The sequence below is a fragment of the Halobacillus trueperi genome (assembly GCF_003386945.1).
Lineage (GTDB): Bacteria > Bacillota > Bacilli > Bacillales > Halobacillaceae > Halobacillus > Halobacillus aidingensis.
In genome coordinates this window covers 136,851-161,815 of the sequence record NZ_QUAE01000009.1, presented here as the reverse complement: position 1 = coordinate 161,815, position 24,965 = coordinate 136,851, and the positions used below count along the sequence as shown (strand labels likewise).

General features: G+C 44.6%; 28 protein-coding genes. 26 read left to right on the top strand and 2 right to left on the bottom strand.

The window, feature by feature from the left end:
• Nucleotides 1-262: 262 nt before the first annotated feature.
• From DYE48_RS12850 to DYE48_RS12740, 23 genes are all read left to right on the top strand, one after another.
• Nucleotides 263-2,422, top strand: coding sequence for a S8 family serine peptidase (locus DYE48_RS12850; RefSeq protein WP_115823982.1), 2,160 nt, complete (start codon nucleotides 263-265; stop codon nucleotides 2,420-2,422).
• A gap of 292 nt (nucleotides 2,423-2,714) precedes the next feature.
• Nucleotides 2,715-2,933, top strand: coding sequence for an AtpZ/AtpI family protein (locus tag DYE48_RS12845; protein ID WP_115823981.1), 219 nt, complete (start codon nucleotides 2,715-2,717; stop codon nucleotides 2,931-2,933).
• A 1-nt stretch (nucleotide 2,934) separates the two neighbouring features.
• Nucleotides 2,935-3,303, top strand: a complete 369-nt coding sequence (locus tag DYE48_RS12840; protein WP_115823980.1) for an ATP synthase subunit I — start codon at nucleotides 2,935-2,937, stop codon at nucleotides 3,301-3,303.
• 24 nt (nucleotides 3,304-3,327) lie between these two features.
• Nucleotides 3,328-4,050 (top strand): F0F1 ATP synthase subunit A, encoded by a 723-nt coding sequence (gene atpB, locus DYE48_RS12835; protein WP_089652063.1) that lies wholly within the window; start codon nucleotides 3,328-3,330, stop codon nucleotides 4,048-4,050.
• 49 nt (nucleotides 4,051-4,099) lie between these two features.
• Complete coding sequence (gene atpE / locus DYE48_RS12830; protein WP_014644824.1) at nucleotides 4,100-4,312, top strand: F0F1 ATP synthase subunit C; 213 nt, start codon at nucleotides 4,100-4,102, stop codon at nucleotides 4,310-4,312.
• A gap of 232 nt (nucleotides 4,313-4,544) precedes the next feature.
• The gene (atpF, locus tag DYE48_RS12825) at nucleotides 4,545-5,066 is read left to right on the top strand and encodes a F0F1 ATP synthase subunit B (RefSeq protein WP_115823979.1); all 522 of its coding nucleotides are present in this window, start codon (nucleotides 4,545-4,547) and stop codon (nucleotides 5,064-5,066) included.
• On the top strand, nucleotides 5,063-5,611 hold the full coding sequence (locus DYE48_RS12820; protein WP_115823978.1) for a F0F1 ATP synthase subunit delta: 549 nt from the start codon (nucleotides 5,063-5,065) through the stop codon (nucleotides 5,609-5,611). The genes atpF and DYE48_RS12820 overlap by 4 nt, the downstream gene beginning before the upstream one ends.
• A 15-nt stretch (nucleotides 5,612-5,626) precedes the next feature.
• The gene (gene atpA / locus DYE48_RS12815; RefSeq protein ID WP_115823977.1) at nucleotides 5,627-7,135 is read left to right on the top strand and encodes a F0F1 ATP synthase subunit alpha; all 1,509 of its coding nucleotides are present in this window, start codon (nucleotides 5,627-5,629) and stop codon (nucleotides 7,133-7,135) included.
• A gap of 33 nt (nucleotides 7,136-7,168) precedes the next feature.
• A complete protein-coding gene (locus DYE48_RS12810; protein ID WP_115823976.1) occupies nucleotides 7,169-8,032 on the top strand; it encodes a F0F1 ATP synthase subunit gamma in 864 nt (287 codons plus the stop codon).
• 41 nt (nucleotides 8,033-8,073) lie between these two features.
• Nucleotides 8,074-9,483, top strand: coding sequence for a F0F1 ATP synthase subunit beta (gene atpD / locus DYE48_RS12805; RefSeq protein WP_089652058.1), 1,410 nt, complete (start codon nucleotides 8,074-8,076; stop codon nucleotides 9,481-9,483).
• A gap of 74 nt (nucleotides 9,484-9,557) precedes the next feature.
• A complete protein-coding gene (locus tag DYE48_RS12800; protein WP_115823975.1) occupies nucleotides 9,558-9,962 on the top strand; it encodes a F0F1 ATP synthase subunit epsilon in 405 nt (134 codons plus the stop codon).
• 205 nt (nucleotides 9,963-10,167) lie between these two features.
• A complete protein-coding gene (locus DYE48_RS12795; protein WP_089652055.1) occupies nucleotides 10,168-10,401 on the top strand; it encodes a DUF1146 family protein in 234 nt (77 codons plus the stop codon).
• A 102-nt stretch (nucleotides 10,402-10,503) separates the two neighbouring features.
• Nucleotides 10,504-11,211 (top strand): YwmB family TATA-box binding protein, encoded by a 708-nt coding sequence (locus DYE48_RS12790; protein WP_167449512.1) that lies wholly within the window; start codon nucleotides 10,504-10,506, stop codon nucleotides 11,209-11,211.
• A gap of 34 nt (nucleotides 11,212-11,245) precedes the next feature.
• A complete protein-coding gene (murA, locus tag DYE48_RS12785; RefSeq protein WP_089652053.1) occupies nucleotides 11,246-12,556 on the top strand; it encodes a UDP-N-acetylglucosamine 1-carboxyvinyltransferase in 1,311 nt (436 codons plus the stop codon).
• A 127-nt stretch (nucleotides 12,557-12,683) separates the two neighbouring features.
• Nucleotides 12,684-13,709 (top strand): stage II sporulation protein D, encoded by a 1,026-nt coding sequence (gene spoIID / locus DYE48_RS12780; protein ID WP_115823973.1) that lies wholly within the window; start codon nucleotides 12,684-12,686, stop codon nucleotides 13,707-13,709.
• Nucleotides 13,710-14,587: 878 nt separating this feature from the next.
• Nucleotides 14,588-15,484: a stage II sporulation protein SpoIIQ gene (spoIIQ, locus tag DYE48_RS12775; RefSeq protein ID WP_244199424.1), complete on the top strand. Its 897-nt coding sequence runs from the start codon at nucleotides 14,588-14,590 to the stop codon at nucleotides 15,482-15,484.
• 355 nt (nucleotides 15,485-15,839) lie between these two features.
• The gene (gene spoIIID, locus DYE48_RS12770; RefSeq protein ID WP_115823972.1) at nucleotides 15,840-16,121 is read left to right on the top strand and encodes a sporulation transcriptional regulator SpoIIID; all 282 of its coding nucleotides are present in this window, start codon (nucleotides 15,840-15,842) and stop codon (nucleotides 16,119-16,121) included.
• A 255-nt stretch (nucleotides 16,122-16,376) separates the two neighbouring features.
• On the top strand, nucleotides 16,377-17,375 hold the full coding sequence (mreB, locus tag DYE48_RS12765; protein ID WP_089652050.1) for a rod shape-determining protein: 999 nt from the start codon (nucleotides 16,377-16,379) through the stop codon (nucleotides 17,373-17,375).
• A gap of 30 nt (nucleotides 17,376-17,405) precedes the next feature.
• On the top strand, nucleotides 17,406-18,230 hold the full coding sequence (locus tag DYE48_RS12760; RefSeq protein ID WP_115823971.1) for a flagellar hook-basal body protein: 825 nt from the start codon (nucleotides 17,406-17,408) through the stop codon (nucleotides 18,228-18,230).
• A gap of 17 nt (nucleotides 18,231-18,247) precedes the next feature.
• Nucleotides 18,248-19,069, top strand: a complete 822-nt coding sequence (locus DYE48_RS12755; protein WP_115823970.1) for a flagellar hook-basal body protein — start codon at nucleotides 18,248-18,250, stop codon at nucleotides 19,067-19,069.
• A gap of 21 nt (nucleotides 19,070-19,090) precedes the next feature.
• The gene (locus tag DYE48_RS12750) at nucleotides 19,091-19,426 is read left to right on the top strand and encodes a DNA-directed RNA polymerase subunit beta (RefSeq protein ID WP_089652047.1); all 336 of its coding nucleotides are present in this window, start codon (nucleotides 19,091-19,093) and stop codon (nucleotides 19,424-19,426) included.
• 281 nt (nucleotides 19,427-19,707) lie between these two features.
• The gene (locus DYE48_RS12745) at nucleotides 19,708-21,039 is read left to right on the top strand and encodes an FAD-dependent oxidoreductase (protein ID WP_115823969.1); all 1,332 of its coding nucleotides are present in this window, start codon (nucleotides 19,708-19,710) and stop codon (nucleotides 21,037-21,039) included.
• Complete coding sequence (locus tag DYE48_RS12740; RefSeq protein ID WP_115823968.1) at nucleotides 21,036-22,130, top strand: class I SAM-dependent methyltransferase; 1,095 nt, start codon at nucleotides 21,036-21,038, stop codon at nucleotides 22,128-22,130. Before DYE48_RS12745 ends, DYE48_RS12740 begins: the two co-directional genes overlap by 4 nt.
• A 46-nt stretch (nucleotides 22,131-22,176) precedes the next feature.
• On the opposite strand, the gene DYE48_RS12735 is transcribed toward DYE48_RS12740, so the two are convergent.
• Nucleotides 22,177-22,323, bottom strand: coding sequence for a lmo0937 family membrane protein (locus DYE48_RS12735; RefSeq protein ID WP_115823967.1), 147 nt, complete (start codon nucleotides 22,321-22,323; stop codon nucleotides 22,177-22,179).
• 147 nt (nucleotides 22,324-22,470) lie between these two features.
• Between DYE48_RS12735 and fabZ the strand changes: the two genes are divergently transcribed.
• Complete coding sequence (gene fabZ / locus DYE48_RS12730; RefSeq protein WP_089652044.1) at nucleotides 22,471-22,893, top strand: 3-hydroxyacyl-ACP dehydratase FabZ; 423 nt, start codon at nucleotides 22,471-22,473, stop codon at nucleotides 22,891-22,893.
• A gap of 418 nt (nucleotides 22,894-23,311) precedes the next feature.
• Nucleotides 23,312-23,617 carry a hypothetical protein gene (locus DYE48_RS12725; RefSeq protein ID WP_115823966.1) on the top strand — a complete coding sequence of 102 codons (306 nt, stop codon included), beginning with the start codon at nucleotides 23,312-23,314 and terminating at the stop codon, nucleotides 23,615-23,617.
• 241 nt (nucleotides 23,618-23,858) lie between these two features.
• Here the strand turns inward: DYE48_RS12725 and DYE48_RS12720 are convergent, their stop codons facing one another.
• Complete coding sequence (locus DYE48_RS12720; protein WP_115823965.1) at nucleotides 23,859-24,038, bottom strand: YjfB family protein; 180 nt, start codon at nucleotides 24,036-24,038, stop codon at nucleotides 23,859-23,861.
• Between the two features lie 209 nt (nucleotides 24,039-24,247).
• On the opposite strand from DYE48_RS12720, the gene DYE48_RS12715 reads away from it, so the two are divergent.
• Nucleotides 24,248-24,868 (top strand): hypothetical protein, encoded by a 621-nt coding sequence (locus tag DYE48_RS12715; protein WP_115823964.1) that lies wholly within the window; start codon nucleotides 24,248-24,250, stop codon nucleotides 24,866-24,868.
• Nucleotides 24,869-24,965 lie beyond the last annotated feature (97 nt).

The window sequence follows — 24,965 nt, the reverse complement described above, 5'->3', positions numbered from 1 at the left end:
CGAGGGAAGTCTCACTAGCCGCTAGGCGCCGGAACCGGATATCTAAGAGGAAGTGCGTGGTAGATGAGACCCCGCAGAGCGTTAGCTCGAGGAGGCTCATCACTCGCCCACGGAAAGCGAACCTTTTTCCGGAGCCCCTAAACTCACACAAAAGTCTCGAATTCGAGCCTTCCGCAATCCTGCCAGTTTGTTTAAGATCCTTTAAAGCTTTCGCATAAACGTGTAGCTATGACAAATGCTATGGAAAAAGGAGCACAAGCTTATGCGATATGGGATTATCTTTTTTACATGCCTATTTATATTGACCGGATTCAGTGCTCCTGAACCGAACGATGAAGTGACCATTATTGTCGAATTAGACGAATCACCCGAGAGTTTCTTAAAGGAAGTAGAACGAAGACTTCCTAGGCTTGAAGTGGTGACGAGTTACGATACGATTTTTTATGGAGTAGCGATTAGAGGGACAGCAGAAGAGTTGGAAAAAGTGGCAAGGATGGAAGCTGTGAAAAATCAATATCCTGTTCACACCTACGAAGCACTAGAGGTGGAAGAAGGTGTGTCTTTTTCTACTGAATCCATCAGAAATCAAATGCGCCATCCGCAAACAGGGGAAGGTGTGAAGGTCGGAATCATAGATACGGGGATTGACTACAACCACCCAGATCTAAAAGAGAATTTCAAAGGTGGCTATGACACGGTTGATTTTGACGATGACCCTATGGAAACCGAGGAGGAGGGGGCGACGATTCATGGCACGCACGTTGCCGGTGTTGTAGGGGCGAATGGAGAAATGAAAGGAATTGCACCAGATGCTGATCTTTATGCATACCGCGCGTTAGGGCCTGGAGGGGTAGGGTCGTCAGTGCAAGTCATTGCTGCGATAGAAGAAGCTGTCAAAGATGGAATGGATGTCATCAACCTTTCTTTAGGAAATGACGTGAATGGTCCAGACTGGCCAACGACCCACGCTGTTAATAAAGCCATAGAGTTAGGAACAGTTGTTGTCGTAGCCGCAGGCAATTCTGGGCCGGATGGCTGGACGATTGGTTCTCCCGCTACTTCTTCAGACGCGATCACGGTAGGGGCTTCTGCTTTATCTATGAAGGCACCTGTTCTGAAGGTCCCGGGTGAAAGGGAAAAGGTTTTGATTCAAACGATGTCTGGATCCGATCCTTGGGAATTAACGAAAAAATATCCGGTCACCTATGCAGGGACGGGGGAAGCAGAGTATGGTGATGTGCGTGGAAAGATTGTCTTGTTTGAAAGAGGTGGCATTCCTTTTAGCCATAAAGCTTTAAAGGCCTACCAAAAAGGTGCGGTCGCTGTACTGATCTTCAATAATGAAGAAGGCAATTTTCAAGGAGGGTTAGATGGAGTGAAACTGCCCATCCCTGTAGCCTCTCTATCGAACGAAGCGGGAAACTGGTTGAAGGAAAAAGTCATACAACAAAATCAATGGGTCGAAACAATAAATGTTTCTTTAGGTGATCAGGTTGCTCCCTTCAGCTCGAGAGGGCCGGTCACAACGAATTGGGAAATCAAGCCGGATATTCTGGCACCTGGGGTCGATATATACAGTACAGTTCCAGGAGGTTATCAATCGTTGCAAGGGACAAGTATGGCTGCCCCTCATGTGGCGGGGATAGCGGCGTTAATTAAAGAGGCCCATCCGGATTGGAAACCTGCAGAAGTCAAACGGGCGCTGACAACTACAGCGGATTTAATCCTGACAGGAAAACAGCCTTTTCCACCTACAGAACAAGGGGCTGGTTATGTCGATCTTAACGAAGCTCTGGAACCTGAACTGCTCATCGAGCAAAGCTCACTCTCTTTCGGAAAAATCGAAGACCGGATTTACCGTAAACAATTGCCTTTAACGATAAAGAACTTAAAAGACGAACCTGTTACCATTTCAATTGAAAAGCCGGTAATGGAAAGTGGAGTTTCTTGGACGGTGCCAATGTCAGCAAAAATAGATCCGGGACAAACGGAGGAACTGCCTGTTGAACTTCGTGTATCTGCCGCTTTTTTAGAAGATGGGGTTCATGAAGGTTTTCTTAAAGTCCAAGAGAGAGAGAAAGTGTACACCATCCCCTATGTGTATGTGAAAGAAACATCAAGTTATGAGATTGTATCAGGGTTTGAACTGGAGACGTCCTGGCAAAACGATCGGGTGGCGGCTTATCGTTTTCACTTAGCTGAAGGTGTAGATGAATTGAGAGTCGATTTATACCGGGCAGGTACGATGTTAACGGCGGGTACTCTATTGGATGTAAAAGATTTGCAAGCCGGACTGATTGAAGGTGAAGTGAATATCGATGACCTGAACTTAGAGGGAAGTTATCTTGCCATCATAACCATTGGGAAAGATAAAAAAGAGTCGATCTATCCGTTTCCTATTTATATAGAAGGAAGCCGGTAAAAACGTTGCGCATAGAAGCGCAGCGTTTTTTAATGAGGGAAAGGATTCTATGCGGAACCAGTGGTTGAAATAGATAAAAATTGTATTGTGTTCCATATATTTGAATGGTGTGTAAATTCGACGTAAATGTGACGAAAATGTGATCGAATTTTGTCTTTCATTTGTACTTTTACTCACAAACTCATTGACATCAAACCACCCCTATTGTATTCTTACATAGTGTGGAATGATAAGGTTTTCATAGGTGACAGACAAGGTTTTCAGCCACTATAAAATTGTGGAGGAAGAGCGGATGAAACAGACCGGACAACCCTTCAAAGCAATGGCGTTAACCAGTATGATCACTTCCCAACTCGCAGGCGGCCCTTTAGCCGGCGTTTTCCTCGGGAAATGGATCGATGGTCACTTTTCCACAGAACCCATTTTCTTAATCATAGGATTACTCCTCGGGTTAGGGGCAGGTACATATGGGACCATTCATTTAGTACGGACGTACACGGGAGACGATTGACATGCAAGGATATCAACAAATGATGACCCGTCAGCGAAAATGGATGTTCTACCTTCTGGCTTTATTTGTACTTGGTTGGGGCATCACCCCTTGGCAACCGATTTTCCTCGGACTTCTGTTAGGAAGTGCATTGAGTTTCTACAACCTCTGGCTCATGCAAAGAAAGATCCGCAAGCTTGGCGAAGCTTCCGCAGATAACCGCTCCGTTAGAGGAATAGGTACGTTTACGCGATTGGCTTCCGGCGCATTAGCCGTAGTCATTGCCCTTCAGTTTGAAGAATATTTCCATTTGATTGCAGTAGTATTGGGCTTAATGGCAGCCTATTTTGTCATTTTAATAGATTATCTGTTCAATAAATCAACAGTTTAGCATGATGGAAGGTAGGTGAACAGTTTGAATCACGAAGCACCGATGTGGGAGGATGCGTTTGGAATCTCTTGGTTGGATTTCAACTTATCAAACGTTCTAATGATGTTTGTCGCGTCATTGATCGTATTCATCCTCGGCGTAGCGGCGACAAGAAACATGCAGCGATATCCGACAGGTTTTCAAAACTTCATGGAATGGCTGATCGATTTCATTAAAGGAATTATCGGTTCCAACATGGATTGGAGAACAGGTAGGCTCTTTTTACCGCTGGGACTGACTTTATTCGCCTACATTTTCGTAGCGAACATGCTCGGGGTTGTCACTAACGGTGTTGTTGGACACACACTATGGTGGAAATCACCGACAGCTGATCCGGGGATCACTTTGACACTCGCGACACTAGTCGTCGTCTTGTCCCATTATTATGGAGTGAAACTGCGGGGCGGTAGAGAATATGCAAAAGGATTTGTACGTCCATTGCCATTCTTGCTACCATTCAAGATTATTGAAGAGTTCTCAAATACGTTGACTCTTGGTCTGCGTCTTTACGGGAACATTTATGCAGGTGAAATCCTATTAAGCTTACTCGTTGGACTTGCAGCGACTGGCGTAGGTGGGTTTATCGGAGCGACCGTTCCGATGATTGCATGGATGGGCTTTAGTACTTTCATTGGTTTCATCCAGGCGTTTATTTTCGTTATGTTAACGATGGTTTACTTGTCTCACAAGGTGAGCGAAGACCATTAATATAAAGCATTATATTAATTTTTTAAAAATATTGAGGAGGATTTTCATTATGGGTCTTTTAGCAGCTGCAATTGCAGTAGGTTTAGCGGCACTAGGTGCTGGTATTGGTAACGGTTTGATTGTTAGTCGTACAGTAGAAGGGATTGCGCGTCAACCAGAATTGCGCAGTGCACTTCAAACAACAATGTTCATCGGTGTTGCCCTAGTAGAGGCGATTCCTATCATCGGCGTTGTTATTGCATTCATCGTAATGGGACAATAATTAGGACGAGCATATACGCTTATGGCGAAGTTCAACTCCATCGATCTTCGCCTTTCCTTTATACCTTACGAAAACTTTATACCCGAAAGTCACGGTAAGAAAACTTCGACGGAAGCTGTATTTACAGCGGAAGCCGGGTTTTTCGCTTGTCTAGCCCTAGCACCAATGAAAGGGCTGCGGAATTAATGAAGTGTAAACCTGTTACGAGATGGTGTGGAGAGGAGTGAAAACTGTGCAAGGATTCACAGAGAGTCTGGTCCTCGGAGCTGGAGGGCTTAATATAGGTGACATGATCATTCAGCTTGTTTTCTTCCTTGGTTTACTTGCTCTTTTAGGTAAGTTCGCTTGGGGACCATTGATGAACATGATGAAAGAACGTGAAGATTACGTAGCAAATGAAATCAACACGGCCGAAAAAAGTCGTGAAGAAGCGCAGCGCATGCAGCGTGAAGCTTCTGAAGAGTTGAAAGCGACACGCCAGGATGCACAGAATATCATTGAGGATGCTCGTAAAACAGCAGGCCAGCAAGAAAGAGATATTCTTGAGTCAGCACGTGCTGAAGCTGAACGCATCAAGGAATCTGCTCGTCAAGAAATCGAGCAGGAGAAAGAAAAAGCTGTCCAAGCCCTTAAAGATCAAGTGGCAACCATGTCTGTCATGATTGCATCGAAAGTCATTGAAAAAGAACTTTCACAAAAGGATCAAGAGGCGCTGATCAACCAATATATTAATGAGGCAGGCGAAGAGCGATGAGTCAATCTATCATTGCTAAACGCTATGCAGACGCACTTTTTCAACTTGGAAAAGAAAAGTCGAAGCTAGAACAATTTGAATCCGAATTGGTAACTTTACGTGATGTTTTTCGTGGCAATAAGGAAATCATCTCATTCCTGAAACATCCACGGTTCTCCTTGGAACAGAAGAAAAAGTTTGTTGGCGATTCTTTTCAGTCTTTTTCTTCGGAAATCGTTAATACTTTGAAGCTGTTGGTGGAAAGACACCGTGAGGATATCATTGTTGATATGATCGGATTTTATATCGAAATGATGAACGATGCGAAAGGCATTGCAGATGCGGATGTTTACTCTGTAAGGGAACTTTCTGAAGCTGAAAAACAGCGCATTTCAGAAACATTTGCACCGAAAGTAGGTAAACAATCCTTGAACCTTACGAATATCGTAGACCCTTCCATTCTCGGCGGCCTTCGTCTGAGAATCGGTAATCGCATATTTGATGGTTCTGTCAGTGGAAAACTTCGCCGCATAGAGCGCAAGTTAGTTTCTGCGAACAATAGATGATAGGGGTGAAATGGCATGAGCATCAAAGCTGAAGAAATCAGTGCGCTGATTAAGCAGCAAATTGAAAACTATGAATCAGATATAGAAGTCAATGATGTGGGAACCGTAATCGAAGTTGGTGACGGTATTGCCCGTGCTCATGGTCTTGATAATGTCATGGCTGGTGAGCTCGTTGAATTCTCTAATGGTGTCATGGGATTGGCACAAAACTTGGAAGAAAGTAACGTTGGTCTTGTCATTCTGGGACCATATACAGATATTAAAGAAGGCGACGAAGTACGTCGTACAGGACGAATCATGCAAGTACCCGTCGGGGAAGAAATGCTTGGTCGTGTCGTAAACCCACTCGGACAACCGGTCGATGGACGCGGTCCGATTGAAACGACAAAAACACGCCCAATCGAATCACCGGCACCAGGGGTAATGGATCGTAAATCCGTTGATGAGCCACTTCAAACAGGTATCAAAGCCATCGATGCTCTTGTACCAATCGGACGTGGGCAACGTGAATTGATCATCGGTGACCGTCAGACAGGTAAAACATCTGTAGCTATCGATGCGATCCTGAACCAGCATGACCAGGATATGGTTTGTATTTATGTAGCGATTGGTCAAAAAGAATCAACTGTCCGTGGTACAGTAGAAACCCTACGCCGCCATGGTGCGCTGGACTACACAATCGTAGTAACAGCAAGTGCTTCTCAGCCTGCTCCGCTACTATACCTTGCACCATATGCAGGTGTATCGCTGGGTGAAGATTTCATGTACAACGGCAAGCACGTATTGGTCGTATATGATGACCTATCCAAACAGGCGGCTGCCTACCGTGAACTTTCTCTACTCCTACGTCGTCCTCCAGGCCGTGAAGCCTTCCCAGGAGACGTATTCTACCTACACTCTCGTTTGCTAGAGCGTGCAGCGAAACTTAGTGATGCGAAAGGCGGCGGTTCCCTGACTGCACTTCCTTTCGTAGAAACACAAGCAGGAGATATCTCTGCATACATTCCGACAAACGTAATTTCCATTACCGATGGTCAGATATTCTTGCAGTCTGATTTATTCTTCTCCGGTGTACGTCCAGCAATCAACGCAGGTCTTTCTGTATCTCGTGTTGGTGGTTCCGCACAAATCAAAGCCATGAAGAAGGTTGCCGGTACGCTGAGACTTGATTTGGCTTCCTATCGTGAACTGGAAGCATTCGCTCAGTTCGGTTCTGATCTGGACAAATCCACTCAGGCCAAATTGAATCGTGGTGCTCGTACGGTTGAAGTCTTGAAACAAGGTCTTCACCAACCATTAGCCGTTGAAAAACAAGTCATGATCATTTATGCACTGACAAAAGGATTCTTAGATGAAATTCCAGTCGGAGATATCACTCGCTTCGAATCTGAATTCCATAACTGGTTGGATAACAACCGCAAAGAGCTTCTTTCTCAAATCCGTGAGACAGGCAAGCTTGCAGAAGATGAAGATATGAGTGGTGCTGTGAACGAATTCAAGAAAACGTTTGTCGTTTCTGAATAAATGAATCATAGCTAGAAAGGGTGGTGAAACAGCGTGGCATCCCTTAGAGATATTAAAGGTCGGATTACGTCAACGAAAAAGACGAAACAAATCACGAAAGCGATGGAGATGGTATCTGCCTCCAAGCTGAACCGTGCCGAACAGAATGCGAAGAAGTTTGTTCCTTATAGTGAGAAAATACAGGAAGTTGTGGCAAGCATCGCCCAAGGTGGCGGAGATGCGAGTCACCCGATGCTTGAGGCCCGCGATGTCAAAAAGACAGGGTATCTTGTCATCACTTCTGACCGTGGTCTTGCTGGAGCATTCAACAGCAGCGTTCTTCGTAGGGTGTACCAGCAAATCCGAAGCAAACATACGTCAGCGGATGAATACACCCTGATTACGATTGGACGTATCGGGCGTGACTTTTTCCGTAAACGGAACATGCCTGTCGATATGGATATCACCGGGATTTCGGATCAGCCAGATTTCTCTGATATCAAAGATATCGCTTCAGATACTGTGCAACTGTACACGGATGAGAGAATAGACCAGCTTTTTATCTATTACAACCATTATGTCAGTGCCATCACTCAAGAAGTGACAGAGAAGAAAATTCTTCCACTGACAGATTTTAATAAAGAAGGCAAAGCGAGTCAAAGTTCGTATGAGTATGAGCCGAACCAAGAAGAGATTTTGGAAGTCTTGCTTCCTCAATACGCAGAGAGCTTGATCTATGGCGCTTTGCTAGACAGTAAGGCCAGTGAGCATGCAGCGCGTATGACGGCAATGAAGAGTGCGACAGATAATGCTGATGATTTGATCGGAGATCTTACTCTTTCTTACAACCGTGCCCGTCAAGCTGCTATTACCCAGGAGATTACCGAAATTGTCGGCGGTGCAGCTGCCCTCGAATAGGATCTCTTGGATTTTTGAACAGTAAGTTAGGAGGGAAATCGATGAGTAATGGACGCGTGACCCAAATCATGGGACCCGTTGTTGACGTAACGTTCGATGATGGACATCTCCCTGATCTTAATAACGCATTGCACGTAAGTTACGAAGCGAAAAACGAAAACGAAAAGAGCGTCGATCTTACATTGGAAGTTGCCCTTCACTTGGGTGACAATACCGTTCGTACCGTTGCCATGTCATCTACGGATGGTGTCATGCGTGGTACCACAGTTACGGATACAGGTAAGCCGATTTCTGTACCTGTAGGGGAAGTAACTCTTGGACGCGTATTTAACGTAGAAGGCGACACGATCGACCTTGATGAGCCACTCGGTGATGTCCGCCGTGACCCAATTCACCGCGAAGCTCCTAAATTTGAAAACCTGGCTACAGAAACTGAAATTCTTGAAACAGGAATCAAAGTTGTAGACCTTCTAGCCCCTTATGTAAAAGGTGGTAAGATCGGTTTGTTCGGTGGTGCCGGTGTAGGTAAAACCGTACTGATCCAGGAATTGATCAACAACATCGCACAGGAGCACGGTGGTATTTCCGTATTCGCAGGTGTTGGTGAACGTACACGTGAAGGAAACGACTTATACTATGAAATGACTGACTCTGGAGTTATCAAGAAGACAGCTATGGTATTCGGACAGATGAACGAGCCACCTGGAGCACGTATGCGTGTGGCCCTATCTGGACTAACGATGGCCGAGTACTTCCGTGATGAAGAAGGACAAGACGTTTTATTCTTTATCGATAACATTTTCCGTTTCACCCAAGGTGGTCTTGAAGTGTCTGCCCTACTTGGACGTATGCCATCAGCCGTTGGTTATCAGCCGACGCTTGCTACAGAGATGGGTCAGCTTCAGGAGCGAATCACATCGACAGACAAAGGATCCGTTACTTCCATTCAGGCGATTTACGTCCCTGCCGATGACTACACGGACCCAGCGCCTGCGACAACCTTCGCCCACCTGGATGCAACAACAAACCTTGAGCGTAAACTGTCTGAACAAGGGATCTACCCAGCCGTGGACCCGCTTGCTTCCACTTCTCGCGCTTTAGACCCTGAAATCGTCGGCGATGAGCACTATGAAATTGCCCGCGAGGTTCAGCGTACGCTTCAGCGCTATAAAGAGCTTCAGGATATCATTGCGATTCTAGGTATGGATGAGCTTTCTGATGAGGATAAATTGACGGTTTCTCGTGCACGTCGCGTACAATTCTTCCTTTCTCAGAACTTCCACGTTGCTGAACAGTTCACTGGCCAGCCTGGTTCTTATGTGCCTGTTTCAGAAACGGTTAAAGGCTTCAAGGAAATCCTTGACGGCAAATACGACGATATTCCGGAAGATGCGTTCCGTCTTGTTGGACGAATCGAAGAAGTCGTTGAAAAATCAAAACAAATGCAATAAACAGGTCTGGTGGATAGAGGGGCTTGAAAAAAAAGTTCCTCTTCCTCTTCATGATCAGCCAAGGAGGAATACGAATGAGCACACTGACGGTGAGTGTAGTCACTCCTGATGGCCCGGTGTTGGAAGATGCATTTGAAATGGTCAGCTGTAAGGCGGAAAGCGGTGAACTTGGAATCCTTCCAGGTCACATTCCGATGGTCGCGCCTTTGACGATCAGCGCTGTTCGTCTTAAAGGGGAAGGCAAATCAGATCGTATCGCGGTAAGTGGCGGTTTCTTGGAAGTTCGTCCAGATAAAGTCACGATTCTTGCGCAATCTGCTGAAAAACCAGCGGATATTGATATTGATCGTGCCCGTATGGCCAAAGAACGTGCCGAACGTCGCCTTCAGGACAAACAAGCCGACATTGATTTCCAACGGGCTGAATTGGCACTCAAGCGTGCCTTAAATCGCTTGAATGTTTATGAGAACAACTTTTAAACTGCTTTCTTTATGAGAGCAGTTTTTTTGTGAAAACTACCAGCTTTTTTCGCTAGCGAAATTTGGATAGTCCCGTCAAAAAGATGTAAAATGTCTATTATTACCCGGGAAATGGAGTGGAATATTTCCTCTTTTGTCAGTTTATCTTGATTAGTTGATGAAGAAATGAGGGATCTCGACATACACCAGGGAAGGAGCAACACCTATGGAACAATACTTCGCGGAAGAAGCGATTCTTAGCATGACCTCACATTTGATATTCATTATCATTACGTGGAGAGTTTTGCAGTCGATTAATTTTGATGCATTCTTCAGGAAAAACAAGGTCTTTGAAGCAAGAGCTTTGCTCATTTTAGTAACCATCGCTCTGGGTACAACAGTCAGCAATTTCTTTCTTGATTTTATTAAGTGGTCAAACAGCCTTATTTATTTATTTTAATGACGATAGGCAAATGTCTAAAGTTGTTAGGAAATGTTTCGTATGAATGTCTTCTTCTCAGGTCAAACTTATAGTAAGAACATGCTTGGGGAGGCATTCAAAATGAAAAGTGTTTTGGCTGGAATAATTGCTCTATTTATTATAGGAACAGGTGCTTATCCACAGGAAATGACAGGAGCTCAAGAAACACTCATGGAGTTTTCGTCATTTGCTGCGGATAAGCAGCTTGAAGTGAGTGGCTGGACGATAACGTTGAAAGAAAAGGTGTCTAGAAAAAAGGCGGACCAATTGAAAAAGGATCTCATGAATTTTTGGTCTGATCCTGTCGTTGCGGAAGAGATTACAATGAATGCCGTGAAGTACACCGTCAAAAACAGTCATAAAAACGAACAAATCATCGAAAGGTTTAGCATGGTTGTTCCAAAAAATGCGTGGAGCGATGTGGAAGTGGTTTATACCACTGAAGGACAGGGAACACCTTCATTAACAAGCATTAATCAAACAAACATGAATGAAATTTCTCGTCGATTTTTCTCAAAAAATGTCACTAAATTCTCTTGTATTAAGGCCAAGTTTAGTGGTATTATTGATGATGTTTTAGTGTATAAAAAATTCAAACAAGCTTTCGACATAACAACAATAGATGAAATCGACGAAAACGGTTGGACGAGCAGGACCGGATACACCAAAAAGTGGGATCAGGCCATTGATGCTGGGGATCGAATGATGAACGTTCAATTCGCAACCCGAACTTTGGGCGGGGAGACAAACATCACGATTGGCACACCCATAATAACTGCTGAATATTAATAATAGTGAATATGGACGCGGAGGAGAATGAACCTTGGAAAAAATCATCGTCCGTGGTGGGAGGCAGCTGAATGGTACCGTTAAAGCAGAAGGTGCCAAGAATGCCGTACTGCCTGTCATCGCAGCAAGTATTATTGCAAGTGAAGGAAAAAGCGTACTGCACGAAGTACCCGCTTTAGCTGATGTATATACGATCAATGAAGTGATCCGACATATGAATGCAGATGTAAATATGGTGGGGAATACAGTCACGGTAGATGCTTCTAGTGAATTGGAAACAGAAGCACCAATAGAATATGTAAGAAAAATGCGCGCCTCTGTTCTTGTATTGGGACCACTTTTGGCCCGGTATGGCCATGCTAAGGTTGCTATGCCAGGAGGATGTGCCATTGGTTCACGTCCGATTGATCAGCACTTGAAAGGCTTTGAGGCAATGGGAGCTGAAGTAACCGTTGGGAACGGCTATGTTGAAGCTGAAGTTAAGGGCCGTTTAAAAGGTGCTAAAATATACTTCGATGTCCCAAGTGTTGGTGCGACAGAAAACGTCATGATGGCTGCAGCTCTTGCAGATGGAAAGACGATTCTTGAGAATTGTGCGAAAGAGCCGGAAATTGTCGACCTGGCAAACTATTTGAATAAAATGGGCGCAAACATTGTCGGTGCAGGAACAGAAACCATTCGCATCGAAGGTGTTGAGAAGCTAGTTGGTACGACTCATACCATCATTCCAGACCGTATTGAAGCAGGTACATTCATGGTAGCTGCAGCGATTACTGGCGGGAATGTTCTCGTACAAGGTGCGATGCACGAACATTTACGTCCCCTTGTTTCCAAAATGGAAGAAATGGGCGTCATCATTCAAGAAGAAGAAAGTGGTTTACGTGTTATCGGACCAGATATTTTACAAGCAACAGATATTAAAACGATGCCACACCCTGGCTTTCCGACAGACATGCAATCTCAAATGATGGCTCTGATGCTGAATGCCGCAGGCACGAGCGTCATTACAGAAACCGTTTTTGAAAATCGCTTCATGCATGTGGAAGAATTCCGTCGTATGAACGCGAATTTGAAAATCGAGGGTCGCAGTGTCATCATTGAAGGACCATCATCCTTACAAGGTGCGGAAGTCGCCGCAACCGACTTGAGAGCCGGAGCAGCCTTGATCCTAGCTGGTTTAGTTGCCGATGGATATACAAGGGTAACGGAGCTTAAGCACCTGGATCGCGGATATGTGGATTTTGCTGAGAAATTAGCTACACTCGGCGCTGATATTGAGCGTGTTAGAGAAGAAGAAGTTTATTCAGAAGATCACGAACCAAGCGAATCAGTATCGACATTATAATATATACATCTTTATAGCTTGCCTGTTTCAATATTTTTGAAATAGGTAAGCTTTTTTAGTTCTATCATCTTCTATTTCTGGATACATTTTTAGTAGAGGGATTTACTTTGTAACCAGGAGGATGCGGATGAAAAAAAACAATGGAATTGGAATACTTGCCTTATGTGGTTTATTTGCAACAATACTTATCCTACCAACGATGATCGTCGTCCCATTTACGAATTCCGGGGGTACGGAAGAAGTGAAGGAAACCCCGCAAACAGAAGAAGTAGCTAGCGTGGAGGACTCTCCATTTGCTGTCAAAGTATTGCGTAGCACCACAAAAGAGATCGAGGAAGTTCCTTTAGAAAGTTATGTTGCTCGAGTCGTTGCTTCTGAAATGCCCGTAAACTTTGAAATGGAAGCATTGAAAGCCCAGGCCCTCGCCGCAAGAACTTATATTACCCGCCACTTGGTCCAGGGTGAAAAAGTTTCTTCAGAAGCAGACGTTACGGATACGGTCAGCCACCAAGTTTATAAAGATGAAGATCAACTCCGAAGTCAATGGAAAGACAATTATGAAGAGAATATGAAAAAAATCACAGAAGCTGTCAACGCGACAAAAGGTGAAATCATTACGTACGATCAACAGCCCATCACGGCAGCGTTCTTTTCAACGAGCAACGGTTTTACAGAAAACGCAGGAGATTATTGGGAGCATGACATTCCATACCTCCAAAGCGTAGAAAGTCCATGGGATCAGGAATCACCGAAGTTCGTCGATCAAAAAATCATTACCGTTGCTGAACTTGAACAGACCTTAGGTGTAAGCATAGGGTCAGGAATTCAACAGACAACGATGACGAAGACAGAAGGAAACCGAGTAGACGAAGTCCATTTTGGGGATCATACGTTTTCCGGAAGAGAAATCCGTGAAAAAATCGGGTTGCCATCCAGTGACTTCAGCATCAAGCAAAAAGGGGAACATGTCATCTTCACAACGAAAGGTTATGGTCATGGTGTAGGAATGAGTCAATACGGGGCCAATGGCATGGCGAAATCAGGTAAGGATTATAAAGAAATCATCCATCACTATTATCAAGACACAGAAATCGCCCCACTAAGCACACAAACAGCTTCGTTAACCATTGAAAAAGAAGACACAGTAAACTAAAGAGCTGCCCTGAGCAGCTCTTTTTCTTTGTTTAAAATGTATCCTCTTAAACAATATGGCAGGATTGTTGAAGACTCAGTTTCGAGACTTTTGTTGAGTGGATGGGGGCTGCGGGGAATGAGTCGCTTTCCGTGGGAGCGCGGTGAGCCTCCTCGGACTGCGTCCTGCGGGGTCTCCCCATGCACTTTTTTCTCTTAGGTATCCGGTTCCGGCGCCTAGCGGCTAGTGAGACTTCCCTCGCTTCTGTACGATAAGTCAACATCGAATCACTCCGTTCTTCGTGTTTCCTTTATCTCCGCCAGCTCAGTCCAGTCCATACGCCGCTGACCAAGGCGCCTCCACACTTAAGGTAGGAGTCTCCCCATTCCCCTCCGCCCTTTACCGTGTGAGGCTCTCGAAACCACTCTCGGAATCACTGCTTGTATGCTCAAGAGAAATAGATAATTTGAAACTCCTCCCATTGGTCATTCCGAGCGTAAAAGGTTGATTTGGAGCGCTTTATGCCTGATCCTGCGTTGGGGTGGAAGACGCCCCATCTTGGTATAGGGGTTCGTTTCTCACCTACATCGAATGGGGTGGTTGGGAAGCTGCGAGACTCCCGCGGGAATGGATTGACTGGCGAGACCCCGCAGAGCGAAGCTCGAGGAGGCTTGCTGTCATCCCCGTAGGAAAGCGAGTAGCTTCCCAGCCACCCCTGACGCCCAACATAGCAACGAAACCCGAAAGAGTCTCGAAACTGAGTCTTCCACAAACGGGAGCTATTGTGGAAGAAGGAGTCTATGATTTAATAAATTTTTCCTTTGGATGTATATAATCCCATAGAAGTGTTCAGAATGGTTTTTGAGGTGATGAACATGAAAGAGGAAGGTAAGAAAAGCGTGACTAAATTAAAGTTCAAACGCTTGATGCGCAAGAAGTGGTTGTATCCAGCATTGTATTTGTCAGTGGCTGCATTAGTACTTGTCGGAGTGTTCTGGTATCAACAAGGAGCTAGTGATTTGGAAGACCAAATCGCAGAGCAACCAGATTCCAAAGTCCAGGACGAGTTTTTGACGGCGGATAATGAGAAAGATACTGTACCAGTAATGGAACATCAGGAAAACTTGGAAATGCCTGTTGCTGATGAAAAGGCAGCATCCATTGTCACTAAATTCTATGATTACGACGCTTCCGAGCAAGATCAAGAAAGTGCACTGGTCCTATACAACAATAAGTATTACCAAAGCGAAGGCGTAGACATTACTAGAGAAGATGGAGAAGCTTTCGAAGTTACCGCAGCTTTGTCAGGAACAGTCACAGAAGTTAAAGAAGATCCGCTATACGGCAATGTTATTGAAATCACACATGATGAAAACATTTCAACTGTGTATGCTAGTTTAGAAGATGTCGATGTATTAGCAGGATCTGATGTAGCACAAGGTGATGTTCTTGGTTCAGCAGGTAAGAACTCCTTCGGTCAAGCGAGTGGTGTTCACGTACACTTTGAAGTACGCAGCGATGGACAGCCTGTCAACCCTGAAGAGTTTTTTGGTCAGCCAATGAGTAACATTATTGAGAATGCTGGACAGGAAGTTCAGGAAGAAGAAGATCCTCCAGCTGAAGAGCCACAAGAAGATGGCGAAGAGCCTTCTGAAGGTACAGAGCAATCTTCTGACGATGCAGAGCAGTCTACGGAAGAAGAATTAAATACGGATGAAGATCCAGCTGGTTCTGAAGATGAAGAGCAAACACCAGATGAAGATAGTGCCTCTTCCATCTCTACCACACAGACTTAAAAAATGAGGGTTCTGCCCTCATTTTTTTATTTGTTTGTATGATTACGGTGAAGCTGGTATCTGTTTGTTAGGGCAATGCGTTTAAGCATGTATGAAGCCTTTTGTGTTACATATGATGAAGAAATGGTTTTCAATGATGTGTATCAAGCATGAAATTACAAGAAATCACACCAGCCCATGCATCATCTGGCATATCTTAGAACTTTTATTAATACAATGAGGATAACCGAGCACTCGGTAACATCCAGGGTGATCCAGCATGAGTTAACTTCCAGAGTACACCCACACAACACAATTGAAACGCTTTCCTAAGAATCCCACCCCCTTGGATAGTCAATCACAGGAGGCGAGTGGAGTGCATGATTACATCAAAGAGAGGACCATCAAGATTGGAGAGCACATTATCGAAACGAAAAAAACGGTGAGAGTGATTGCCAAAGAGTTTGGTGTTTCAAAAAGTACGGTCCATAAAGACTTGACTGAAAGACTTCCGGAAGTGAATCCCGAACTTGCCAAGGAAGTGAAGAAGATACTCGATCATCATAAAGAAATACGCCACCTCAGAGGTGGAGAAGCCACCAGGAGAAAGTACAAAGCCCAATTTGTGGATGATCAACCTGTTCAACCTCTAGCATGAACTCTGATTTCCTCCCTTTGTCACATTTCCTCGATATTTGGTAACTTTTTTCATATCTCAAGAGACGGATTTCGTAATTTTGTGATAGAATAAAGAACTAGATGTGCATGATTTAAATCGAAAATAGAACTTGAAACAATAGGGAAATATAAGTTGAAGGAGATTGATCTCCATTGCCGGTGTAACGTAACGGATTACGAGGGTCCTGTACGTTACTTGGATTATGTTTTTTACAATAGGGAGGATCTACAGAACATGTTTGCTAGAGATATAGGAATTGACCTGGGTACAGCGAACGTACTCATCCACGTGAAAGGCAAAGGAATTGTATTGAACGAACCGTCCGTGGTTGCCATGGACCGTAACACTGGAAAAGTGCTCGAGGTAGGTGAAGAAGCCCGCCGGATGGTCGGACGTACGCCAGGCAACATTGAAGCCATCCGACCGTTGAAGGACGGTGTCATTGCAGATTTTGACGTTACGGAGGCGATGCTGAAGCACTTTATCCAAAAAACGAACGTGAGAGGATTCTTATCTAAACCGCGCATGTTGATCTGTTGCCCTACGAACATTACGAAAGTGGAGCAAAAAGCGATCAAAGAAGCGGCTGAGAAATCTGGTGGTAAAAAAGTATATTTAGAAGAAGAGCCTAAGGTAGCAGCGATTGGTGCCGGTATGGATATCTTCCAACCAAGCGGGAACATGGTTGTCGATATCGGAGGTGGCACAACGGATGTCGCTGTTTTGTCCATGGGCGATATTGTCACGGCTTCCTCCATTAAAATGGCCGGTGATAAGTTTGATCATGAGATTCTACAATACATTAAAAAAGAGTATAAATTGTTGATCGGAGAGCGGACAGCTGAAGACATTAAGATCAGCGTGGCGACGGTTTTCCCTGGGTCAAGAAACGAGGAAATCGAAATTCGCGGTCGAGACATGGTGTCCGGATTACCACGTACAATCTCCGTCAACTCTGAAGAAATTGAAAGATCTTTACGTGAGTCTGTACAGGTCATCGTTCAAGCAGCTAAACAAGTGCTGGAACGTACACCACCTGAATTGTCTGCGGATATTATTGACCGTGGAGTCATTATGACGGGCGGCGGGGCTCTACTACATGGCATCGATCAACTGCTCGCCGAAGAATTGAAGGTTCCTGTTCTTGTAGCAGAATCTCCGATGGATTGTGTCGCTACAGGTACAGGCATCATGCTTGAAAATATCGATAAGCGTATTTCAACGAAGCTATAGATTAGATGGGACGGAAGGAGTGAAGACACCTTGTTAAGGGGATTTTACACAGCAGCAGCAGGTATGATGGCCAACCAGAGGATGCAGGAAACGTTGTCGAATAATATGGCGAACGCGTACACACCAGGGTACAAAGCAGACCAGGGGACGATGCGTGCTTTTCCAGAGCTATTGATAGAGCGGATGGGAAGCAAGACGATCCCGACGAAGAATGGATTCAAAATACCTGATGGCGGCCATGTAGGATCCCTTAACACAGGTGTGTATATGCAGGAAGCGATTCCTTCTTTTGTTCAAGGAGACCTGAAAGAAACTGGGGTGGGGACAGACCTTGCCCTTGTCCAAAATGCAGTACCTGACGAATCCGGTTCTCTTTTCTTTCGTGTTCAGAATGAGGATGGGGAAGAACGTTACACACGTAATGGGAACTTCACCGTAGATGGCGAAGGTTTCTTGACGACAAATCTCGGGTATTATGTTTTGGATGGAAACGGAGACCCGATCGATACGGGTGGCATGGAGTTTAATGTTTCACAAACTGGAGAGCTTACGGTGGATGGACAGGCATTCACACTTGGGCTGTCTTATACACCGGATGCTTCTCAAATGGTCAAAGAAGGAAACGATCTATTTCGTCTTTCTGAAGAGGGGGATATCATTGTAAACCCTGGAGCGGAAGAGGGAGTGGATTACTCGATCCTTCAACACCATCTGGAGCGTTCAAATGTCGATCCAAACAGGACGATGACAGAAATGATGAATACATACCGTTCATTCGAAATGAACCAGCGTGTCTTAAAAGCTTATGATCAAAGCATGCAAAAAGCAGTGACGGAAATCGGAAGAATTAGTTAAGGAGTGTGGCATCTTTCATGAATCGTTCAATGATCCAATCGGCTGTGACGATGGGACAACTGCAGAAGAAGCTGGACCTTGTCGGAAACAACTTGTCCAACAGTGAAACGACAGGATACAAAAGCCGCAACGCCGATTTTTCTTCATTATTGTATCAACAAATCGACAACCAGTCTCATTCTGATGCAGAGGTCGGCCGGCTGACACCGGAAGGCATCCGGATTGGTTCAGGAGCAAAGCTTGGTCACACAAACCTCGACCTGACTCAAGGGAGCTTGAAAAATACGGGCAGGGAGCTGGATGTGGCTTTATTGGAAGACAGCCATATGTTCGGCCTTCGAGTCACAACGGAACAAGGGGAAGAAGTTCACTATACACGTGCAGGAAACTTCTATTTGAACCCGGTCGATGACGGTCAATTGCTGCTGACAGATGATAATGGTCACCCTGTAATGGGAGCGGACGGTGAAAATATTATACTTGAAGACAACTTTCAAGCCATCAATATCGATCCAAATGGAAGAATTCTCGTCACAAGAGACCAGAACCAAGTGGTGGAAGGTACGTTGGATGTTAGTGAAGCTGTCCGACCTCGTATGTTAGAATCGGTAGGGGCGAATCGTTTCCGTATTCCTGACAATGTAGAAGAGGATGGAATTATGGGAGATGTGCTTTCTGGAGATGTAAAAATGCAGTCCCAGACGCTTGAAACATCGAATGTGGATGTCGCGAAGCAAATGACAGAAATGCTGATGGCTCAGCGTGCCTATCAATTCAACGCCAAATCCATATCCACAGGTGATCAAATGATGGGGCTTGTGAGTCAACTGAGATCATAAACGTAAGGAGTTTGACGGACCATGGCAACAGATCCTAAATCAAAAGGCAAAAAGCTAAATAAAGAGCAGGAAAGAGAAAAAAAGCGTCAAGCTTTAGATGAAGCCACGAAGCAGAAGCCTGCGAAAGCATCGTCCAAAAAGCAGGAATCGGGAGCAAAAGAGAAAGCTCCGAAAAAAGGACGGCGGCGAGTCCTGCCGATATGGCTGCGTATCATTCTTGTCCTTCTTTTCAGTGCGGCTGCCTTACTGATTGGATTGATGGTCGGATATGGAGTTATTGGTGATGGGAACCCGACAGACGCGCTTGAAATGGATACATGGCGCCACATTTGGGATATCGTTACGAAAACAGAATAATCTTTAGCTTGTACTTCATTCTATGATATAAGCCTATTCAATATGCAGAACACGAGTCGTTACGGCTCGTGTTCTTTTTGGTTACATTTGTGATTACTTGAACACAAAGCCTGGTACCTCGCATACGGTTGAAGGTGCCTGGCACTGTTCACCGCCGATAGCATGGAGGTACGAATATTTCTGTCCTCGTACCGGTTAAGCGAAGCATCGAATGTTTTCAAGCTATGGATTAGGGAATTACATCCGTACAGAGGACAAAGCAGCGGGGAGGGATCATAATCATGAAGACAGATGTATTCATTGCAGGCGGTGGCGTAGGAGGGCTTGCTCTTGCTGCGAAGCTGGCGAGCCGTGGTGTTCACGTGGTCATAGCGGAACAGCTGAAAAGAGAATCTCCTGTATATAAAGGTGAACTTTTGCAACCGAAGACTTTGGCTATTCTTGAAAGGTTAGGCGTACTGGACGAAGTGGAAGAAAACGGTCATGTTATCGACCAGTTGCGTTTTCAGGAAGTTCATCGCAACCGCGGCAGTACTCCTGAAGAGATCAACCTGACAGAGTTGAGTTACAGCCGTGTGGCAAGCGTCTACGATCACGCGTTGATGGTTCCGCATGAAAAAACAAAAGAGATTCTCAGGAATAAGGGGAAGGAGTTTGATGAATTTTTTCACTACCTCCCTGGTGCAAGGTTCCTGGGGTTTGAAAAAGGGATGGCAAAAGTGAAGCGCAAGAAAGAGACATTCTACGTCCAGGCTCAAGTGTACATAGGGGCAGAGGGGCGGAGCTCACCGACGCGTGACGCAATGAATGTCCACGTTAAAAGAAAAGACTACAATCATCATTTTCTCACTGTCACTATTCCCCGGCCAGAATCATTCACAAAAGGGAAGATCATTACGACATCCAGCTGTTTTCTAGGGTTATTCCCTCTGCCTGATAATGAAGTACGGACCGTATTCTTAATCAAAGCGGGAGAGTATAAAAGAATCCAGGAAAAAGGTTTGGAGTCCCTCTATCAAGCTTACAGTGAACTTGAACCTGAGCTTGCAGAAGGGGTGCGGACCATTGAAGATTGGAAAACGGTCCAACTGATGATTCCGTTTACGTATCATGTCGATCGCTATTATTCCGGAAATTTAGCGATTATAGGGGACGCAGCGCACACCGTTCACCCCATGGCCGGAGAAGGGATGAATCTTGCCATCCAGGATGCTGATGTTTTAGGTGAGCTCCTGGCTTGGTGTAAGGAAGAGGGGAAAAATTACACGGATTACCTTCATTATTATGAAGACATTCGCAGACCCCGTGTAGAATTTTTACTCAACTTGAGTCATTTATCTGCTCTTGTGTATTCGTTCCAATACGAATGGTGGAGGAAGTTGCGAATGAAAGCTGTCCAGAGAATTTATGATGATGACCAACTCCACGTTAAACAAATGTTGAACATATCAGGACTGGGAAAATGGGATTTCACTTTGGTGGACAGAGCCGTCCAAGGCAGTATGCTTCCAACTAGACAAAAAAGGGTATCAGATCAGAAACAGCGTCAGTATCTCTTTTCTGAAGCAGAAGATTATCCTTGGAAAAGAAACGGGAAAGGAAGGATATCATGAATGAATGGGTAACAGCGATGCAGGCAAGGAAATGGATGAAAAAGAACGAATCATTCTTACCAAGCTGGCACGCATATGTGGGATCAGAACTCGGTCTTTTTGATGAATTCAGAACAGCACGGACGGTTGAAGCGATCAGTGAGAAGACGGGCTACCCTTATGACCTGCTCAGCTCCTGGGTTAAGGTGGGTGTGGCGGTCAAGCACATGAAGAAACGCCCGAACAACCGCTATCGAACATCAAAGAGAAAATGCGCAAGCTTGATGGGGGATGACCAGTCACCTGGAGTCAAAGCCTTGCTGAAAGAAATGATGGAACTACACCTGCCGACATTGTTGAAGTATCCAGACATCATGAAATCCCATGAACGGGCGGAATTTAATCATGAGCGCCATGGAGAAGTGGTAGCAGAAACGTCCGCTCTCCTTGAGCATTTTGCCATTAAGAAAATTAAGCGGATGATCAAAGATAAACAAGTGACTTCTGTCGTTGATTTAGGTTGTGGACATGGAGGTTATTTAAGGAAGCTCGCCATGGAATATCCACATCTGGAGATGATCGGAGTAGATATCAATCAGAAGGTCATTGAAAAAGCGCGTACCTTATCAGAAGGTTATCCGAACATCAGCTTCGAAGTCGGGGATATTAATGAGTGGAAACCACGTGAAGGTGAGAATGTGGATGTTGTTTTACTGCATAACATCTTTCATTATATCCATCCGGCAGACCGCAGGGATCTATTGAATCACCTCCATACCTATGTGAAAAATCAAGGGCTGATATCAGTGATTACACCAATCAATGAAACGGAACATGGAGAAGCATTCTCTTCAGCATTTAACAGCTTCTTTGTCGCTCACTCCAACCTTTTTGCCTTGCCAAACAAAGGAGAATTGAAAGAGATCTCTCAAAACTGCAAATATGAACTGTTCGACCTTGATCCAATTATTAAAGAGGGATCGTGGTACACGTGTTGGTTGACCCCTACGAGTCCGGTAAGGGAAATGAAACATACGCAGATGGCAGGAAGTAGTGAACAAACACTTTCTACAAGCACTTCCTCTACAAATGAACTGACACGCAGCTCATAAATAAAAACCGCTATGGACGCGTCCATAGCGGTTTTTTTACATTTGACTATAATCGCCCACGGCCTTGTACAAGACGGACAATAAGAACAACGAGGGCTACCACAAGCAAAATATGAATCAAGTTTCCTGCAATACCCCCGAGTAAGCCTAATAGCCATAGAACGAGGATAATAATTAAAATCGTCCAAAGCATCGCAGCGGCCTCCTTTTTTTGTAATAAGTAAACTTACTAGTATATTTTCCCTGAAGTGCATATTTAAAACGGACCCTCAGAAAAAACTTTGTCCCTGGCTTGTGCTTCTTTTATAATGAAAGCATGGAATAGGAAAGGAGACAGATTATGCTGGATATACAACAAATCAAAGAAATTATCCCACACCGTTATCCCTTTCTACTGATTGACCAAGTAGAAGAGATTGTAGAAGGCGAGCGCGCGGTCGGATACAAGAATGTAACAATGAACGAACCGTTTTTCCAGGGGCACTTCCCTGATTACCCTGTCATGCCAGGAGTCCTGATTACAGAAGCCCTCGCCCAAATGGGTGCGGTCGCTATGTTGAAAAAGGAAGAAAACCAAGGGAAGCTGGCCTTTTTTACAGGAATCGACAAATGCCGTTTCAAGCGCCAAGTAAAGCCTGGTGACCGTTTGAAATTGGAAGTGGAAATCGTCCGTTTGAAAGGTCCTGTAGGAAAAGGAAAAGCAACAGCCTCTGTCGATGGAGAAGTCGCATGTGAAGCGGAAATCATGTTTGCTTTGAAATAACTAAGAAAAAGAATGCAGCAGCCGCTGCGTTCTTTTTTAGTATATCGCAGGATTGTGGAAGACTCAGTTTCAAGACTTTTGTGTAAGTGGATGGGGCTGCGGGGAATGACTCGCTTTCCGCGGGAGCGCGGTGAGCCTCCTCGGACTGCGTCCTGTGGGGTCTCACCATGCACTTTTTTCCCGCAGGAGTCTCCCCATTCCCCTCCGCCCCTTTACCATGTGTGGTCTCTCGAAACCACTTCTCAGAATCTCTGCTTGTATGCTCAAACGAAGCCCGGAAACATCTCGAAACTGAGTCTTCCACAAACGGGAGCGTTACTGGAATAAGGGGAGAGATGAAAAAATTTTAGTATATATGGATGAACTTACAGGATATGGACATACTAGTTTGGGAAATCATTAAAAGGAGGAAACACCGATGAAAGCATTACTTATGAAACTTTTGGTCGCGTTTTTTGCCGTATCCCTACTAGGAGCTTGTGCTTCTGAAGAAGAGCCTCAAGAAGAAGAGAACAACATGGAAGAAGAAGAAAATATGGAAGAAGGCAACAACAACGAAGAGGACAATATGGATGACGCTACGGATGAAGAAGGCGACATGAACGATGAAGAAAAAGAACAAGATGATATGACTGACGGCGAAAATGGCGGAAATGGTGAAGACGGCCAAGACGGCATGACAGATGATGGTGCCACAACAGACGAAGAAAATAATAACGAATAAAAGAAAGCCGCCCTCTCAGCGGCTTTTTTTCATGGACAGAAAGTTGGCAATGGCAAGCATACATATTCCTCCAATTGTAAAAACAGGGATGAATAAATCCAAAATGTTTAATGGTTCGAGGAGGTAGAGCCCTATGCCTACAAAAAATAAAGTGAAACCGCTCAACGCTAACCCTTTCCCTATTGACATCACCCTCTTAAAGAGGAGCCAGTAGAAAAGTTTCCTACCAGCTCTAACTTTTTTATCCCTTTAAATCAATCCGGTTGCCGAGATCAGGGTGAGGAATGGATTGGTTAAGCATTTCCACCATTTGGTTCCCCTTTTCTTCTGTATCCCCTTTTACTTTATCCATCAAAGCCAGACTGGATTGTTGCTTCAGGCTTGTTGTACTCATAGCCATTGATATTGCTGCGATGTCCATCTTATCCCTCCTTTTCTAATACCATCGGTTGGTTCTTCATAAAATCAAGCGAGAGAGGGGACGAACTATATCTTAGTCCGGATTTTTGAAAACCTTTGGAAAACGTTAGAATCTTATGTAGAATGGAAGTAGAAATATTCATAAAAACTTTACAATCAGGAGTTTTCAGGTTTCTCATGTGTGGAATAAGCGAATAGAGGTGATTATTGATGAAATACAGAACGGCAAGCGACCTGAAAGATTTGATCTTGGAAGACTATGAAAAAGTGGTGAACAAGATTCCACTGGAAAAATTGGATGTGTATCTCTATCTTCATACCGTCTTTCAAGATACTTATGTACCGGACGATACGCTCTATCAATTCATCTTTCGGCACTTCTTCCGCCTCGACAATCCAAGTCTGACGAAGGAGTTTGAAACGTACTATTTCAAACTGATGGAAGAACAACGTGGATATGAACGCCCGAACATCGTCCACATTACGAAAAGCCTTTACGAGGTGAAAAATCACAAAGGAAACCCGACGATGCAATTTCCATTAGCTGCTTCTATGCTGCATACGATTAATCCGAGTTTCCCAACGTACGATAGTGATATTGTCAAAGCCTTCGACTACTCATCTACGTATCATTTATCAGGCTTTGATAAAAAAATGAAGCGTTATATCGGACAGTATCAACATACATTCCGGACTTATGAAGAACTACTGGAAGATGAAGCACTGGAACCTGTTTTCGCCCACTTTGATGAACGTTTTCCGGGCTATGAGCTCCCGAAGGTCAAAAAGTTGGACTTGATCGTCGCCCAGCTCGGTAATAATCTGCAATAATACGAAGAAGCTGAACCTAATTCATGAGGTTCAGCTTTTTTGTGCACTTTTTTATGCCATTCATTTGATAACTAACTATTCATAACCGGTACCAGGT